General features: G+C 65.0%; 15 protein-coding genes and 1 pseudogene. 5 read left to right on the top strand and 11 right to left on the bottom strand.

Going from position 1 to position 14,488, the window contains the following annotated elements:
* Positions 1-60: 60 nt before the first annotated feature.
* The 9 genes and pseudogenes from ASG67_RS00150 to ASG67_RS00110 all read right to left on the bottom strand — a co-directional run bounded on the left by ASG67_RS00150 (position 61) and on the right by ASG67_RS00110 (position 7,773).
* Positions 61-726, bottom strand: coding sequence for a glutathione S-transferase (locus tag ASG67_RS00150; protein ID WP_268796267.1), 666 nt, complete (start codon positions 724-726; stop codon positions 61-63).
* Positions 689-1,069 (bottom strand): reverse transcriptase-like protein, encoded by a 381-nt coding sequence (locus ASG67_RS00145; RefSeq protein WP_056523634.1) that lies wholly within the window; start codon positions 1,067-1,069, stop codon positions 689-691. The genes ASG67_RS00150 and ASG67_RS00145 overlap by 38 nt, the downstream gene beginning before the upstream one ends.
* A complete protein-coding gene (locus ASG67_RS00140) occupies positions 1,066-1,569 on the bottom strand; it encodes a hypothetical protein (RefSeq protein WP_082543211.1) in 504 nt (167 codons plus the stop codon). The genes ASG67_RS00145 and ASG67_RS00140 overlap by 4 nt, the downstream gene beginning before the upstream one ends.
* Positions 1,570-1,636: 67 nt before the next feature.
* Positions 1,637-2,578, bottom strand: a complete 942-nt coding sequence (locus ASG67_RS00135) for a hypothetical protein (RefSeq protein WP_056523629.1) — start codon at positions 2,576-2,578, stop codon at positions 1,637-1,639.
* Positions 2,579-2,585: 7 nt separating this feature from the next.
* Entirely contained in the window at positions 2,586-3,314 is a 729-nt protein-coding gene (locus ASG67_RS00130; protein WP_056523626.1) for a hypothetical protein, read from the bottom strand.
* Positions 3,315-3,399: 85 nt separating this feature from the next.
* Positions 3,400-5,397, bottom strand: coding sequence for a S8 family serine peptidase (locus ASG67_RS00125; RefSeq protein ID WP_056523623.1), 1,998 nt, complete (start codon positions 5,395-5,397; stop codon positions 3,400-3,402).
* Positions 5,398-5,442: 45 nt separating this feature from the next.
* A complete protein-coding gene (locus ASG67_RS00120; RefSeq protein WP_056523620.1) occupies positions 5,443-5,703 on the bottom strand; it encodes a hypothetical protein in 261 nt (86 codons plus the stop codon).
* 153 nt (positions 5,704-5,856) lie between these two features.
* Positions 5,857-6,882 (bottom strand): DUF1176 domain-containing protein, encoded by a 1,026-nt coding sequence (locus ASG67_RS00115; RefSeq protein ID WP_056523617.1) that lies wholly within the window; start codon positions 6,880-6,882, stop codon positions 5,857-5,859.
* Positions 6,879-7,773: pseudogene (locus tag ASG67_RS00110) on the bottom strand (LysR family transcriptional regulator). The gene ASG67_RS00115 and the pseudogene ASG67_RS00110 overlap by 4 nt, the downstream one beginning before the upstream one ends.
* A 92-nt stretch (positions 7,774-7,865) precedes the next feature.
* Here ASG67_RS00110 and ASG67_RS00105 point away from each other — a divergent pair.
* From ASG67_RS00105 to ASG67_RS00090, 5 genes are all read left to right on the top strand, one after another.
* The gene (locus tag ASG67_RS00105; RefSeq protein WP_056523614.1) at positions 7,866-8,267 is read left to right on the top strand and encodes a cupin domain-containing protein; all 402 of its coding nucleotides are present in this window, start codon (positions 7,866-7,868) and stop codon (positions 8,265-8,267) included.
* Entirely contained in the window at positions 8,264-8,602 is a 339-nt protein-coding gene (locus ASG67_RS19135; RefSeq protein WP_082543210.1) for a hypothetical protein, read from the top strand. Before ASG67_RS00105 ends, ASG67_RS19135 begins: the two co-directional genes overlap by 4 nt.
* Before the next feature lie 242 nt (positions 8,603-8,844).
* Positions 8,845-9,120, top strand: coding sequence for a hypothetical protein (locus tag ASG67_RS00100; RefSeq protein WP_056526092.1), 276 nt, complete (start codon positions 8,845-8,847; stop codon positions 9,118-9,120).
* A gap of 57 nt (positions 9,121-9,177) precedes the next feature.
* Complete coding sequence (locus tag ASG67_RS00095; RefSeq protein ID WP_056526089.1) at positions 9,178-9,912, top strand: hypothetical protein; 735 nt, start codon at positions 9,178-9,180, stop codon at positions 9,910-9,912.
* Between the two features lie 45 nt (positions 9,913-9,957).
* Positions 9,958-10,281, top strand: a complete 324-nt coding sequence (locus tag ASG67_RS00090; RefSeq protein WP_156460584.1) for a Rap1a/Tai family immunity protein — start codon at positions 9,958-9,960, stop codon at positions 10,279-10,281.
* Positions 10,282-10,287: 6 nt separating this feature from the next.
* Here ASG67_RS00090 and ASG67_RS00085 read toward each other — a convergent pair whose 3' ends face one another.
* Both ASG67_RS00085 and ASG67_RS00080 read right to left on the bottom strand, forming a co-directional pair.
* Complete coding sequence (locus ASG67_RS00085) at positions 10,288-12,141, bottom strand: glycoside hydrolase family 35 protein (protein WP_056523611.1); 1,854 nt, start codon at positions 12,139-12,141, stop codon at positions 10,288-10,290.
* A gap of 11 nt (positions 12,142-12,152) precedes the next feature.
* Positions 12,153-14,396, bottom strand: coding sequence for an alpha-galactosidase (locus ASG67_RS00080; RefSeq protein ID WP_235534974.1), 2,244 nt, complete (start codon positions 14,394-14,396; stop codon positions 12,153-12,155).
* Positions 14,397-14,488: the final 92 nt, after the last annotated feature.

The raw sequence follows: 14,488 nt of genomic DNA, 5'->3' as shown, positions 1-14,488 counted from the left end.
GGTCCATCATAGGGTGTCGTTCCTGGTGGCTGTTCAGCACGGCTATAACGATGGATCGGTTCACGGCCACAGCGTGACGGGATCATCCGGCCGCCACGGGGTCAGTCGTTCCATCGCCCGGCCGAACAGCGGCGAGGCGATGTGATCGGCGAGCCACCGCCGAACCTGCGGGACGGGCTGCGCGTCGAACCAGTCCGGATCGACCGCGGCGAACTGGCGGACGAACGGCATGATCGCGATGTCGGCCAGCGACCGCGTGGCACGGCACAGGTTCGTGGTAATCGACAGGCGATCCTCCAGCACGGTCAGCAGGACAAGACCGGCAGCGCGATGATCGAGAGGGTCGGCGCCATGACGATCGGCGTATTTGTAGCGATCGAGATGATGTTTGAACCGGTCATCGAACAGGTCGATCAGCACCGCATCGTCGCCGCCCAGCCAGTGTTCTGGATCGCTGCGCCCGAGCGACCAGCGCATGATATCGATGCTCTCGTCGATCACCCGGCCATCGGCGCACAGGAGGACGGGCACCGTCGCCTTGTGCGAGATCGCGATCATCGCGGCCGGCTTGTGCCGCAACGTCACCTCGCGGATGGCGAACGGTACCCCGCCGACCAGCAGGGCGAGGCGCGCGCGCATGGCATAGGGGCATCGGCGGAAGCTGTAGAGGGTATCGATCGACCGCACCCTATCGCGGATGCCGGCGGGACAGAGCGATCCCGGCAAGGTTCTGTGCCCGCTTGACGTAGCGGATCATAGGCGAGCCGAGCGCAGCGGTCAGATCGCGCACGGCGGCGAGATGCGGCAGGCACGCCCCCCGCGCCTTCAGGACGCCATTCGCGCGATCGATGACCGCGACGGCATCGCCAAGCAGGACGACGTTCGTCTCGCCCAGCGCCTGGACTAGGCGGAGCGCCTGCAGGAGCGCGAGCCACTCCGCCGTCACGCTGGTCCCCTCCCCCAGATCGGGTTGAATATGCGCCTGCCCCCGGACCACGACGGCGGTTTCCATCCCGCCGCCGCCGGGCCGATAGCCACCATCGAAATAGATTTTCAGTCGCGTCGTCATGCCGGTTCTCCGTCCGCGCCATCGTCGGCGAGGATCGCGGCCACTTCATCGGTCGAGATACCGAAGGCGCCGGCGAGGCCAGAGATCGACGCGCCGCGCCGGGCGAGTTCGCGGACGCGGCCGGTATCGACGACGGTCTGGTAATGGCGCGTATCGCGTTCGCGCTGCACTTCGCCCGTGCGCGCCAGCGCGCCCGATCGGCGACGTTTGGGTCGTTCCTCCTGCGCGGCGGCCTGTTCGGTGCGATCGGTGCTGCGCGCCTCGATCCGGCCAGCTTCCTCAAGGCGGCGCTGTTCGCGGGCCTGTTCGCGATCGCGGGCGGCCTGCTCGCGTTCCGACGCTCGTCGGTCGCTGCGGTCTTGCGTGGCGTCCAGCCGTTCGTGGGCGCGACGTTCCCGTTCCCCGGCGCGTTCCTCGGCGCGCAGTCGGGCGCGGTCAGCCGAGGCGTCGTCGATGGGCAGCAACGGGCGCACCTGTGCCTTGTCCCATCCATTGCTCATGAGCAGTCGGCCCTGTCGATCATCGCCGCCTCCATAACGATGACGGACGAGATCGCCAGATCGGCGATCAATCGATGCCGGCCAGCCAGCGGACGAGCGCGTCCGCGATCGGCGCGCCGGTACGCGACTGATAATAGCTATAGGCAGGACAGGGATTCGCCTCGAAACAGATCGTCTCACCCGACGGCGCATGGCGCAGGTCGATACCGGTGAACGGCAGATCGAGTTCTGCCGACAAGGCCACGCAGGCGCGGTGCAGCGCCGGATCTAGGGTAGCGGCGGTCAGATCGGCATCCGCACCCGACTGACGCTGGGCATAGCGGTAATCCGTCGCCTCGCTGGCGATGGCGGTGGCAAAGGTCCGCGTGCCGACCACATGGACGCGCATGTCGGGTCCACGGACGCGGCGCTGGAACTGGGTGGGGCACCAGCAGATATGACCCAGCCGGTCGTGATCGCCGGGCGCGAAGGTCTGCACGATCGAACGAGTGCCGCTGACCGATTTGTAGATCACCTCATCCCCATCCGCCGCGCATTCCTCGACGAACGCGCGCGCCGCCGCCGGATCGTTGGTGACGATCGTATCTGGAATAGCGAAGCCGCAGCGGCGGATGATGCCCGCCTGATAGGTCTTCGACATGTTCGACAGCATCGCGCGCGGGCGGCTGGCGACGCGGATCGGCGCGACGTTCAGCCAGTCGTGCAGCAATTGGTGCAGTCGTCCCGACCGCAGGCGCGCGGGGGCATCGGCGGGCAGATCGACCACATCGGGCAGGAAGCGTTCGTCCATCAGGCGGACATACACGCCGCGGATGTCGGCGAGATCGGTACGGCCGGCCGGCGCGTCAAGATACCCCCGCCAACCACCGACCGGGTCCAGCGTCAGTCGCAGGTCGATCGCCAGATGATCGCGCTGGTCGAGCACGACATGCGCGATCCCAGCAACCTCCGCCGCCTCGATCGCCAGGGCGACGGGGGATTCGTCGGGGATGCCGGCGATCAGGATCATGGCCGCGTCATGCCGTCAGTGCCCTGGCCATCGCCCGTACCAGCAACCCGCCGCCCATCGGATAATGCGGCAGGCTGGTCGCGGTGACGAAGGTGGGGCGGCCGGCATCGTCGCGGGTGTCGATCTGGATCAGGCGGGTGCCCCATGAACGCGCGAGATGGAGCATGGCATCGCGGTCTGTCCTCGATAGGTGGGGGCCGATCACCTGATCGTCGAGGACGAAATGCGTCGTCCCCTCATCGATTGCAGAGGATCGAAGCTGCGGCAGCGTGGGCAACGGCCGATCCGGCGACAGGTCGACCGGGTCACAGGCGAACCCCGCCATCGTCGCCCGTTGCCATGCGCCGACGACATCGTGCCAGACCCCGGCAAGACCCTCGGGCGCCGGCGGGTTCAAAACGGGACAGTTCATCGATCCCAGCCAGCCGAGCAGAAAGGCGTGAAGCTCGCTTTCGGCATAGGCACGCTCACCTGCGCCCGCGCGGGCGAAGTGATCGTTGGGCGCCGCCGTCAGACGGTTCACGATGCCGGTCACGTCGGTGCAGCCGATCGACGTGTCGTCGCGGAGCGACACGCGCCAGTCGGTCGACCCCGTGGCCATCCGGTGGACGATCGAGGGGGTATAGACCAAAGCGGCCGGGGTCAGCAGCCGCACCGGCACCGTGACGAATGCCCGGATCGCGGCGTGCAGCCACAGGGCGGCGACATCATCCGGGCGGGCGATAATCAGGATCACGCCGTGACAATCGTCTGGTCGCGAACCCCGACAGGTGCCACCACGGAGGCGATGGGAGGGAACGCCCCCGTGGTGACCGGCACGATCAGTATCCCTCGTTGTCCTTCTGGTCCTTCCACTGTTTGGACTGTTCGTCCTCCTGGGTCAGACCCTGTGCCTGCTGGCCGAGCGCCGAAGCGGACAGGTCGGGACGCAGATCGGTGCCGATGAAGTGGACCAGGCTGTCGATCGCATTCTCGATCGCGGCCAGCCGCCCCTCGACACTGGTCGCGGGCGCTAGTTCGCCGAGATTGCCGGGCTGGATCACCTGATCGCGGATTCCGCCGCCGCCCTCGAACGCTTCCTTGTCCTTGTCCTTTTCCTTGATCTGCTTGTCGGGTCGTTCCTTCAGTTCCTTGATCTGCTCCTTGCGGATTTCCTTCACTTCCTTGACGGCATCCTTCCGGAGTTCCTTCGCTTCCTTCGTCTCCTTCCGGGCGTCCTTCAGTTCCTTGACCGCCTCCTTCTGCTCCTTGACGAATTCCTTACCCTCCTTGATCTCCTTGAATGCGCCTTTGCCGAACGCGCAGGTGGCGAGCTGGCGCAGATTGGGGCGGGCGCCGATCCGTTGCGTCGCGGGGCGCCCCGGTTCGTCCTGTTGCGGCGAGCCGGTCGAGCGAAGGCAGGCGCGGAACTTCGCGGGCGTCAGCACCGCCTGCCCGCGCGCGCGGGCCATCCCCTGCAACGACGCGGCGACGCCGACGATGATCGGCGAGGCGCTGGACGTGCCGGAGAAGGTGTCGGTGTACCAAAGGTCTTCGTTGGTGCCGCCCTGCAGATCGCCATAGCCGGCGGTCGTCACCTCGCGTCCCCACCCTTGCGTATCGAACAACGCGCCGAAGTTCGAGAAGTCGAGCCGCGAACGGTCGGCGCCGTGGTTGCGCCCGTGTGTTCCCGGCGGCGGGGCCCCTGCCCCGACCATGATCGCACCGGAATCGCGGTTGGCGCGACGGAACGGATTGGTCCAGCCGGCGGGAAATCCGGACGCCGCCGTCTGATACACTGGATCGTCCAGATTTTCGGCGCCGTTGCCGCCCGCCTCGACCACGATGATCCCGCGATTGACCGCGTTGCGGATCGCCACGAAATCGTCGGGCCACCATTCGACCGCGATATACCCGCGCTGGTCGGGACGGTTGGCGAAGGCGAAGCGCGGTCCCGGCCGATGAAGTTCGATCAGGATCACGTCGCCCGCACCCAGTCGCGCGGCGGCGGCGTTGATCGCGCCGGACGAGCCGGGTCCACCGAAGATCGAGATCGCGCTGACGACCGCGTTCGACGCGATGCCGGTGATACCGATCGCGTTGAGGTCACCGCTGAATTCACCGAGCACCGCGGTGCCGTGATTGCGCCAGCCGATGTCGGTCGACATCGTCCCGCCGACGACGCCGCCCTGATTGACCGTCAGATCCTCGTGCGTGAAGCGCCATGCGCCCTCGACATCGATGATGCGGATCGTGTTGCCGCGGCCGCCCGCCTGCGTCCACGCCCACCGCGCCTCGACGCCGCCGGGTGCCGCCTCCAGATACCCCTGCCGCGATCCGAAATCGGGCGAGGCGGGGGGCGCCTCGTCGGCGACGGGCGCCATGTCGTTCAGAAAAGCGGCCGGCTCCGCGCCGGGCTTGATATAGGCGCCGTCGACCAGATCGTGCGATTGCAAATCCGCGCGCAGCGATTCCATATTTTCGGGCGCCGCATCGATCGCGTAGAAACTCGTCATGTCGACGGGTTCGCCCGATGCGTCGGCGACCATGCTGTTCGACAGCGAGGAGAAGGCGGCGACGCGCTCTTCGGTCGCGCCGAACAGCGGCCGCATCGCGGCGCCGTGATCGGCCAGGATCGTGGCGAGATCGTTGGTGGGCGCGCCGGACATCGCCTCGAAGCGGCCGGCGGAGGCGCGCAGCGCGTTTTCTACATGAGTGACGACCACCAGCTCCGGCGGCGCGGCGGGCGGGGCGGCGGTGCTGCCCCCGCCGCCGCCCCCGTTACCGTCGCGTTCGTCGCCGTTACCGTTGCGGGCCTGCTTGTTCGGTTTCTGCGCCATTCCTCATCCCCTGTTGACGGGACGCGACGCAAGGCGGCGCTCCCCCTATGGCAGTTCGTCAGCCGGCTTGACGTAAGCAGCCTCTAATCCGGCGATATTTCGCAATTCCCCAAGCAACTGATCGACTCTGTCGGGGGCAACATCCGCGATCCGATAATAAGCGGTGCCGCCAGATTCCTGATCGCTCGATACCATTTTGGCATCGAAACGTCTAAGTACGCCCTCGATACTGTTTTCCGACTCGACAGTCGTTTCTAACACATTCTCATTCTGCTGTTTAGACAGCGCGACGATGATATCGGTCATCTACTTACTTCCATTTGTTATACTTCAGCCACCGAGGAATCATAATATTGACATATGACAGCGCACGCGCTTTATCTATACTTAAGATATTGGCCGCTGCATCAATAACATGGCGCATAGCTGCTTGGTCAGGCCCGCAATCGGGCCGATCGTTCAGCGCAGCGGGCGGATTTCGCTCCGATAGATCGCCGACCATGCGCCGGGCAATCCACCGCAGCGACGTTGCCAGTCGAACGCCGACAGGCGGAACCCGGTGCCGTCGAATGTCCATGACGTGGTCGATCCACAATCGGCCCAACCACGCCCTTTGGACAACTCGGTCAGCGTTGCCGTAGCGCGATCGAAGACCGGGCTGACATATTCGCCCGCGGTGTTTGGATCGTCGCTCTGTTCGCCGATCGGAGGTGGCGGCAGGATCAGCGGCGTGGCGGCATATGGCGCCTGGCGATCGACGCGGAAAACGATGGAAGAGGTCTGGTAGGCGAAGCGACCACACCCGATCAGCACGATCGCGATCTTCGCGTCGAGCGCGGCGGCCTCGTCATCCTGCCCCGACGCCAGATCGCAGTCATGTCGCCTCAGCAGCGCCGCCTGAGCGCGCCGCACCCGCGCAGCCAATGCCACCGCGCCCGGCAAGGGGCCGGCGGGTCGGACCTGGACGACCGGATCGGGCAGCACGCCGCCGCCGCGCTGCGCCTCGTCCATCGCGAGGCGGATCGCAGCCAGTCCCTTCAGCGAAATGGTCATCCCCTCGGCCAGCACCAGCCGCTGCGCATCGACGATCACGCGAACAAAGCGGGTAGCGGCCGCCCCGGCCAGGCGCGCTTCGGTGCGATCGGCCGACCGCACCCAACCAGCGCCGGCAAAGGCCTTCCCATCGATCCGGATCGCACCGGGGTCGAACGGCGATGGCGCGACGATCTCCACGGTGAACGCACCGTCGCGACCGGCCCGCGCGATCGTCAGGCCGATGGGGTCGCCATCTCCGGCCGACGCCCCGCTCGTCTCGTCGAACACGTAGCGCGCGGCACATCGGCGGGTGTTGTCGCAGCCAAGTACCCAGTCACCGATCTCACGGTACACCGGCATCGCCAGCGTGTCGGCGGGCCATGCCGGTCGATCGGTCGCGCCTGCCGCCGGTGCGCCGAGCGCCTGGGTGATCAACGCCGCGACGATCATGGCCGGTAACGCAGAGCATCGACCAGCAGCGCGAACGCCGCCGATGGCTGGCGACGGCTGGTATAATAGAGGTGATAGCCCGGAAAGGACGGCGACCAATCCTCCAGCACCCGGACCAGCCGACTATCCGCCAGCGGCTCGCCCACCGAGCTTTCCATCAGGAAGGCGAGGCCCAGACCGGCGGTCGCGGCGCGCACGATCGACCTGGTGTCATTGCAGATGATCTGCCCGTCGACGCGCACGCGTATCTCGCGGCCGTCCTTCTCCAGTTCCCAGGCGTACAGGCTGCCAGAGGTCATCATGCGCAGGTTGATGCAATTGTGCCGCGCCAGATCCTGCGGTATCATGGGGGCAGGATAGCGTGCGAAATAATCGGGCGAACCGATCACCGCCATGCGCAAGTCCGGGCCGATCCGCGTCGCGATCATGTCCTTGGCCAGCGCCTCACCCAGCCGCACGCCGGCATCGAACTGGTCGGTGACAATATCGGCGAAGCTGGAATCGATGCTCAGCTCGACACGGATATCAGGATAATCGGGCAAGAAGCGTTCCAGCACCGGCCAAAAGACCGTCTTCGCGGCATGATCGGAGGTGGTCATGCCGGATGGCGCCGCCGGGCTTGTCGCGCAGCTCGCCGAGCGATGCCAGCTCTCCCTCGATCATGTCCATCGCCGGCCCGAGCGTGGCGAGCAATCGCTCGCCCGCCGCAGTCGCCGACACGCTGCGCGTGGTGCGGGTCAGCAACCGGACGCCGAGCCGCGTCTCCAGCCGGCGCAGGGTGTGGCTGAGCGCCGATTGCGAGGTGCCGAGCTCCGCTGCGGCGCGCGTGAAACTCTTCTCCGCCGCGACCGCCATGAAGGCGTTCAGGTCGACCAGATCATCGCGTTTCATCGATGAAGCCTAGTCATGAGTCCATGCAACTTCCAACGCCTAATCGCGCTCTACCTTCCAACCCATATGCCGGACAACGACAGGAGACGATCATGGACATCATGCGCAGCGGGTCACGGCCATCGGGTAAGGGACCGGCGGACTATTTCACCGGCACCGTCCGCACCGACGCTCCCTTTGCCGGCAGCGGCAATCTGAGCGGGACGACCGTTACGTTCGAACCCGGCGCCCGGACGGCATGGCATACCCATCCGCTGGGCCAGACGATCATCATCACCTTTGGTCTGGGCCGGGTGCAGCGCGAGGGCGGCTCGATCGAGGAGGTGCGACCAGGCGACATCGTATTCTTCGCGCCCGGCGAGAAGCACTGGCACGGCGCCGCCCCGGACAATGCGATGAGCCACATCGCCATCGCCGAGATGAAGGACGGCAAGGTGGTCGATTGGCTGGAACAGGTGTCCGACGCCGATTACGAGGGCGAAGTGCGGTCGTGAAACCGCGGGTGATCTGCCTGATGCTGTCGTCGATCGACGGAAGCCTTCATCCCAGCCGCTACACGGCCAGCCCGGACGGCACCCGCCAGGACTGGACCGCGCTATACGAGCGTATTGATACGCTGTCGGGTCGAACCGTCGGCAATCGACCACGCCGGAGTCATCCGCAGAGATGTAGAAACAGCGCCGCCGACCAGACCGCGAGGACGGTCGACGCTCGCATGGTTGTCCATTTCAGAATTCCGACGGCTTTGTCCCTGTCGGGGATTATTCGGGGAATCCAGCTTGGCGATTGGTTGACCAAAATCAAAGATCGTGTCCATGCTGCAAGATAACATTAGATAAGTATATCGACACTTCGCAGCAGCAAAGCGCAGCTCTCTGATGAGCTGTCGGAAAACATCAGATAGTAGGTGTCCGTAAGCGATCGATCGATGGCGTTATAGTTTCGCCGCATAACCCACACGTCTCGACCGATAGCGATTGTCAGCTGAACACAAGCCTGTCCTGACTGGCATGACCAAATTGGAGAGGTAAATATATGCGTTCAGTTCTTCCGAAATATTCGGCCGTCGTGATGATCCTGATCGGCTCGACCGCGCTGGGCGGCTGCGCCACGAAGGGGTTCGTCCGGGAGCAGATCGCGACGGTGAACTCGCGCATCGACGGCATGGACGGACGGCTGCGCAAGGTCGAGGGCACGTCGGGCCAGGCGCTCACCCAGGCACAGGCCGCGGCCGGCCAGGCACAGCAGAACGCCCAGCGCATCGACCAGATCAACGGCCGCGTCGATGGCCTCGATCAGCAGATGCAGCAGCAGTTGCAGCGCCAGCAGCGCAAGCCACGCGGCTAAGCGCATCATTGCGCGACGCGCTTGCATCAACGGACCATTCCGCTGAACAAGGCCATTGTGACGATCAGATTGTTTCACATCGCCTGCCGTGCGGGGTTGGTCCCCGCGCTGTTTGCGGCGCTCGTGTTGCCGGCCGCCGCAGGGCCACATCCTCGCGATCGCAAGGATGTGGCCCATGTGCCGGCGAAGCTGGTTTCCGAAAAACTGATCGAGCCGACGATCGAGTTGTCGCCGTCACCATCGACCGTCCGCCTGACCACTTGGGTTGCGGCCGCGCGGGACAACGGTAATCTTCCCTATGCGGTCATCGACAAGCAGACCGCATCGCTTTTCCTGTTCGATGCGAAGGGCAAACCGCTCGGCCAGACGCCGGTGCTGATCGGTGTCGGCGTGGGTGATGACTCGTCCCCCGGCGTAGGGGCCAAGAGCCTGTCGGAGATCGGCCCCGCCGAACGGACGACACCGGCGGGCCGGTACGTCGCCAAATTCGGGAGAGCCTTTGGCCGCCAGCGCGTGCTCTGGGTGGACTACGTCAATTCGGTCGCGCTTCACGCGGTCATCAACACGAAGAAGAAAGAACAGCGGCTGGTGCGGCTGGCGTCGCCGGCGCCGGACGACAACCGGATCACCTTCGGCTGCATCAACGTCGGCACCAGCTTCTACGCCAAGACGCTTCGCCCGCTGTTCCAGAAACGGGGCGGCGTGGTCTATATCCTGCCGGACACCCGGTCGCTCGACGACGTGTTTCCCCGGTTGCGGATGTTGCCCTATCTCACCGCTGCGTCGGGATAGGACCGGCGCCGGCGTGCGAAGCCGTCGTCACTCGAAGGAACCACGATGATGATGTTCATGCTCGCGATATTGGCCGCGGCGGATCGACCGGTGGTGGTCAGCTCGCTGACGACCGGCCAGCTGGTCGAGTATTGCCGGGGCAAGGATACCGATCCCACCTCGAACTTCTGTACTGGCTATATCATTGGGGTGTTCGACGCCCTGTCGCTGTCCCGCCAGATCTGCCCATCGACCGCCCGTTCCTCGAATATCGAGGTTGCCGCCGTCGCGCGCAAATATCTGCGCAAACAGGCCAAAAAGACCAGCGTTGCACCGTCGTTCGTCATCCGCGACGCGCTGCGCCGCGCCTTTCCCTGCAAGCGGAAATAGACGCGCCTACTGCGCCTCGCGGATCTTGGTGACCTTGCCGAAAACCGGCGCGTTAACGGTGGTGAGGCGATCGGTGGCATCGCCGGTCAGGTCGAAAAACAGGATGCGGTTGGCGCCTTGCTTCATCCACGGTGCCGGCGTGTAGAGCGTATGGACGGGCCCGATCGACCAGAATCGGCCGAGATTATGTTCGCCCAGCCATAGCTGCCCCTTATGCAGGCCGCGCATGTCCAAATACGTGTCCGCCGGCCGATCCACCGTCATCTCGGTTTCGTAGAAGCAGGGGCCGACACAGGGGGCTGTTGTCAGGCGCAGCGTCGACAGATCGTTCATCGGCAGGCGGAACATGCGCCAGTCTTCCAGCGGCTGGCCGTTTAGCGTGACCGCGCCGGTCAGCCCCGTCTGTTCGGTACGGATCGCATGCGAGTAATTCACCCGCCCGGTATTCTCGACCAGGATGTCGAGCGTCACGGGGCCATCCCGCTGCGGAAGGTTGACCGTCTCCTGCCCCAGCCGGCGATCCAGCGTGCCGACCAGCTTGCGGTCGAGATAGACCTGCGCATAGCTGTGCATGCCCTTGAGCATCAGCGGCCCCGCCTGCCCCTTGGCGAGTGCCACCCGATAGAGGACGTAGCCGTAATTCTGTTCGAGTTCTTCGAAGGTCATCGGGCGTCGGGCGCGGACCGGGTCGGGCAGATTATCCCAGAGCGATGCGCTGCGCCGGATCTGTGACACCGGGAATGTCGCGGCGACACTTAGTGCGGGGGCCGGCGCCGCAGGTTTGCCCGTGACCTCGGCGATGACTGAGGCGAGCAGCGCGTATTTGTACCGCGGATTGCCTGCCTCATCGAGCGGGGCGTCGTAATCATAGCTTGTCGTGTCGGGGTGATAATCGGTGCCGGTATGTGAATCGGCGCCGTTCATCCAGCCGAAGGTGGTCCCGCCATGGAACATGTACAGCGATACCGAATACCCGCGTTTCAGCATGAAGCGTAGTTCCTCGGCTTCCTTGCGGCCATCGGTTTCGTGATGGTCCTCACCCCATTTGTCGAACCACCCTGCCCAATATTCACCGACCATGCGTACGCCGTTGGGCCGGAACGCCTCCAGCTTGGCGACTGCGTTCGGTGCGCCACCTGATCCGAAATTCACGACCGAGGGCAGATGCGGCAGCGAGCCTTTGGCCAAATCGCCCGCCTGGTTGGACGTGAACAGCACACCGTCGGCCAGGCCGGCACGGCGATAGGTGGCCTCCAGTCCCTTCAAATACGCCTTGTCGTCGCCGAAGGCGCCGTACTCGTTCTCCAACTGCACCGCGACGATCGGGCCGCCGTTGCGCAGCAGCAGCGGCTTCACCTCCTGTCCCAGCCGAACCATCCAACGCTCGACCGCGGCGGTGTAGGTCGGGTCGGTCGATCGCAGCAGAAGACCGCGATCCTTCAGCAGCCAGGATGGATAGCCGCCGAGTTCCCATTCGGCACAGACATAAGGGCCGGGTCGCAGGATGACGTCGAGCCCCTCCGCCTGCGCATCGCGGATGAAGCCGGCGATGTCGTTCTGGCCGGTGAAATCATACACGCCGGGGCGCGGTTCATGCGCGTTCCAGAAGGCGTAGGTCGTGATGGTGTTCAGCCCCATCGCCCGCGCCTTGCGCAGGCGATCGCGCCAATAGGCGCGCGGTATCCGGACGTAGTGCATCTCAGCGGAGATGACCTGATAGGGTTTGCCGTCCTTCAGGAACTGCGACCCACCGACCGCAAAGCTATGCGCCGGCACCGCGGTCTGCGCCGCGACCGGCGCGGCCGGGAGCATTGATGCCGTCAGGGCCGCGCCCAGGATCGACCGAACAACCATCTTCATGCGATGCACCTTCAGTCCTTCATCTCGAAAACGAACGCCGTGCCGACGAAATCGCCCTTGAGCGGTGCGCGCAGACCGCGCTCCATCCAATAGGCGCCGCTGGCGCGAGCCGGCACGCCATCCGGCAACGCGCCGCCGCCCAGCACCGACACGGCATAGGACCGGGCGGGATCGAGCCCCTCGGGATGGTTCGGCGCCGGATTGTCGCGCCACATCGACGAATGCAGCATCTGGAACATCACGCCCTGGCGCTTGTCCTGCGACACGTACATGGTGGCCGACGACGCATTGTCCTTTGCCGGCGGATCAATCCGGTACAGTTGGCCGCGCTGCACGGTCTGGCGGATGGTCTTGTACGCCGCGACCCATTTGCTGGCAGTCGTGAAGTCCTCGTCCTTCCACTTGTCCAGATTGGCGCCGATGCCCAGCCCGCCCTGCATCGACGACAGGAACCGGTAGTCGAGCGAGGTCGTGCGCGTATTCGCCCAGTTGGGACTGTCCGTCACCCATGCCATCATCACCGCGACCGGATAGGCCTGGGTAAAGCCGTCCTGGATCATCAGCCGGTCGGCGGGGTCGGTGTTGTCAGACGGCCAGACCTCGTCGGTCAGGCCGAGGATGCCGAGATCGACACGACCGCCGCCGCCGGAGCAGCCCTCAATCTCCAGTTTCGGGTGGCGGCGACGCAGTTCGGACAGGATGTGATAGAGGTTGCGGACATATTCGACATAGACGCGCTGCTGGTCCTGCACCGGCACCTGCGGCCATCCGGCCTCGGTCCAGTTGCGGTTATAATCCCATTTCAGGAACGCGATGTCATTCTCGCCGACCAGCTTGTCGAGCACGGCGAGCAGGTGATCGCGCACGTCGGTGCGCGCCAGGTTCAGTACAAGCTGGTTGCGCCCTTCCGTCCGCGGACGGCCGGGATAGTTGAGCACCCAGTCGGGATGCGCGCGATACAGGTCGCTATCGACGTTCACCATTTCCGGTTCGACCCACAGGCCGAAATCCATGCCGAGCGTATGGACCTTGTCGATCAGGGGCTTCAGGCCATTGGGGAATTTGGTGCGATTGACCGTCCAGTCGCCCAGACCCGCCTTGTCGCTGTTGCGTGCGCCGAACCAGCCGTCATCGACCACGAACCGCTCCACGCCGATGCGGGCGGCCTTTTCGGCGAGCGCCTCTTGCCCCACCTCGGTCACGTCGAACGCGGTCGCTTCCCAGCTGTTATAGACGACCGGTCGCGGCTTCGACTTCTCGCCGCCGGGCAGGATGTGCGCGATCTCGAACTTGTGAAACGTGCGTGAGGCACCGCCCATGCCATTGTTGGCAAAGCCGGCGTAGAAGACCGGCGTGTCCAGCGTCTCGCCCGGCTTCAGCGTCCAAGAGAAGTCGTAGGGGTTATACCCGCCCATGATGCGGATACGGCCAAGATTGTCCTGGCCGACGCTGACCCGGAACGATCCCGACCATGCCAGCGCACCATACCAGACGGGGCCGGCATCCTCGCTGGTCGCGCCGTCCTTGCCGATCGCGAAATACGGGTTGTTGCCGTGACCGGTCGATCCGCGCCGGCTTTCCAGCACCGTCAGCGCCGGCGTGATCGCCACATCCTTCTTCGTCCATTCGGCGGCGTGACGGCCGGTCAGATAGTGCAGGCGATAATCGTCACCCACCGGCAGCGTGAACACCGCCGAGGCGATCTGGTCGACACGCACCGGCCGGCTGTCGCCATTGCGGACCGAGGCGGATCGGGCGATCACGCCGGTGTCGGGATCAATCGTGTAGCGCAGGGTGACGGTCAGCGGCCGGTTGATGTCGGCCAGTTCGATCATCAGGGTTTCGCCGCGCACCGAATGCGATTTGTATTTCAGCACCAGATCGCGATTGCCATCGGCGAAGATCGTCTTGATGCCGGGATCGTTGACCAACCCTTCGCCCTGCCCCGGATATTCCTGCAACGTGATCGATCCAGCCGGATCGAATCCCGACAGTTCGCCGGGCGCCTTCACCAACACGGGATCGCCGGTCTTCACCGGGTCAGTCGAAACCAGAGGATCGCCGGGGGCAAGCGGCGCACCCCAGTATAGGGGTTGCAGATAACCCTTGTCGTCGACGCCCATCGCATAGGTTACACCGGCGCCATCGAGGCGGAATATCCGCGCGCCGGCCGGTGCCGTCACCTTCGCCTGTGCATCGACGCCAATGAATGCTGCGACGACGGCCGACGCCATCAGGATTGTCTTGCCACGCATACTTCTCTCCGGCGCTGAGGGGGCTTCGTACGCGGTGCGGACGGTGTTCATCGATGTACAACCGGGGCGGGATCGCACGTCGATCCCGCCCC

The organism is Sphingomonas sp. Leaf339 (genome assembly GCF_001426195.1).
Taxonomy (GTDB): Bacteria; Pseudomonadota; Alphaproteobacteria; order Sphingomonadales; family Sphingomonadaceae; genus Sphingomonas.
Note: the sequence above shows the minus strand (reverse complement) of the source record. Positions and strands in the feature narration are given on the sequence as shown.

Coding starts and splice junctions, on each gene's coding strand:
- ASG67_RS00145 (WP_056523634.1), bottom strand. CDS start 1,069: ATGACGACGCGACTGAAAATCTATTTCGATGGTGGCTATCGGCCCGGC.
- ASG67_RS00140 (WP_082543211.1), bottom strand. CDS start 1,569: ATGAGCAATGGATGGGACAAGGCACAGGTGCGCCCGTTGCTGCCCATC.
- ASG67_RS00135 (WP_056523629.1), bottom strand. CDS start 2,578: ATGATCCTGATCGCCGGCATCCCCGACGAATCCCCCGTCGCCCTGGCG.
- ASG67_RS00125 (WP_056523623.1), bottom strand. CDS start 5,397: ATGGCGCAGAAACCGAACAAGCAGGCCCGCAACGGTAACGGCGACGAA.
- ASG67_RS00120 (WP_056523620.1), bottom strand. CDS start 5,703: ATGACCGATATCATCGTCGCGCTGTCTAAACAGCAGAATGAGAATGTG.
- ASG67_RS00115 (WP_056523617.1), bottom strand. CDS start 6,882: ATGATCGTCGCGGCGTTGATCACCCAGGCGCTCGGCGCACCGGCGGCA.
- ASG67_RS00105 (WP_056523614.1), top strand. CDS start 7,866: ATGGACATCATGCGCAGCGGGTCACGGCCATCGGGTAAGGGACCGGCG.
- ASG67_RS00100 (WP_056526092.1), top strand. CDS start 8,845: ATGATCCTGATCGGCTCGACCGCGCTGGGCGGCTGCGCCACGAAGGGG.
- ASG67_RS00090 (WP_156460584.1), top strand. CDS start 9,958: ATGATGATGTTCATGCTCGCGATATTGGCCGCGGCGGATCGACCGGTG.
- ASG67_RS00085 (WP_056523611.1), bottom strand. CDS start 12,141: ATGAAGATGGTTGTTCGGTCGATCCTGGGCGCGGCCCTGACGGCATCA.
- ASG67_RS00080 (WP_235534974.1), bottom strand. CDS start 14,396: ATGCGTGGCAAGACAATCCTGATGGCGTCGGCCGTCGTCGCAGCATTC.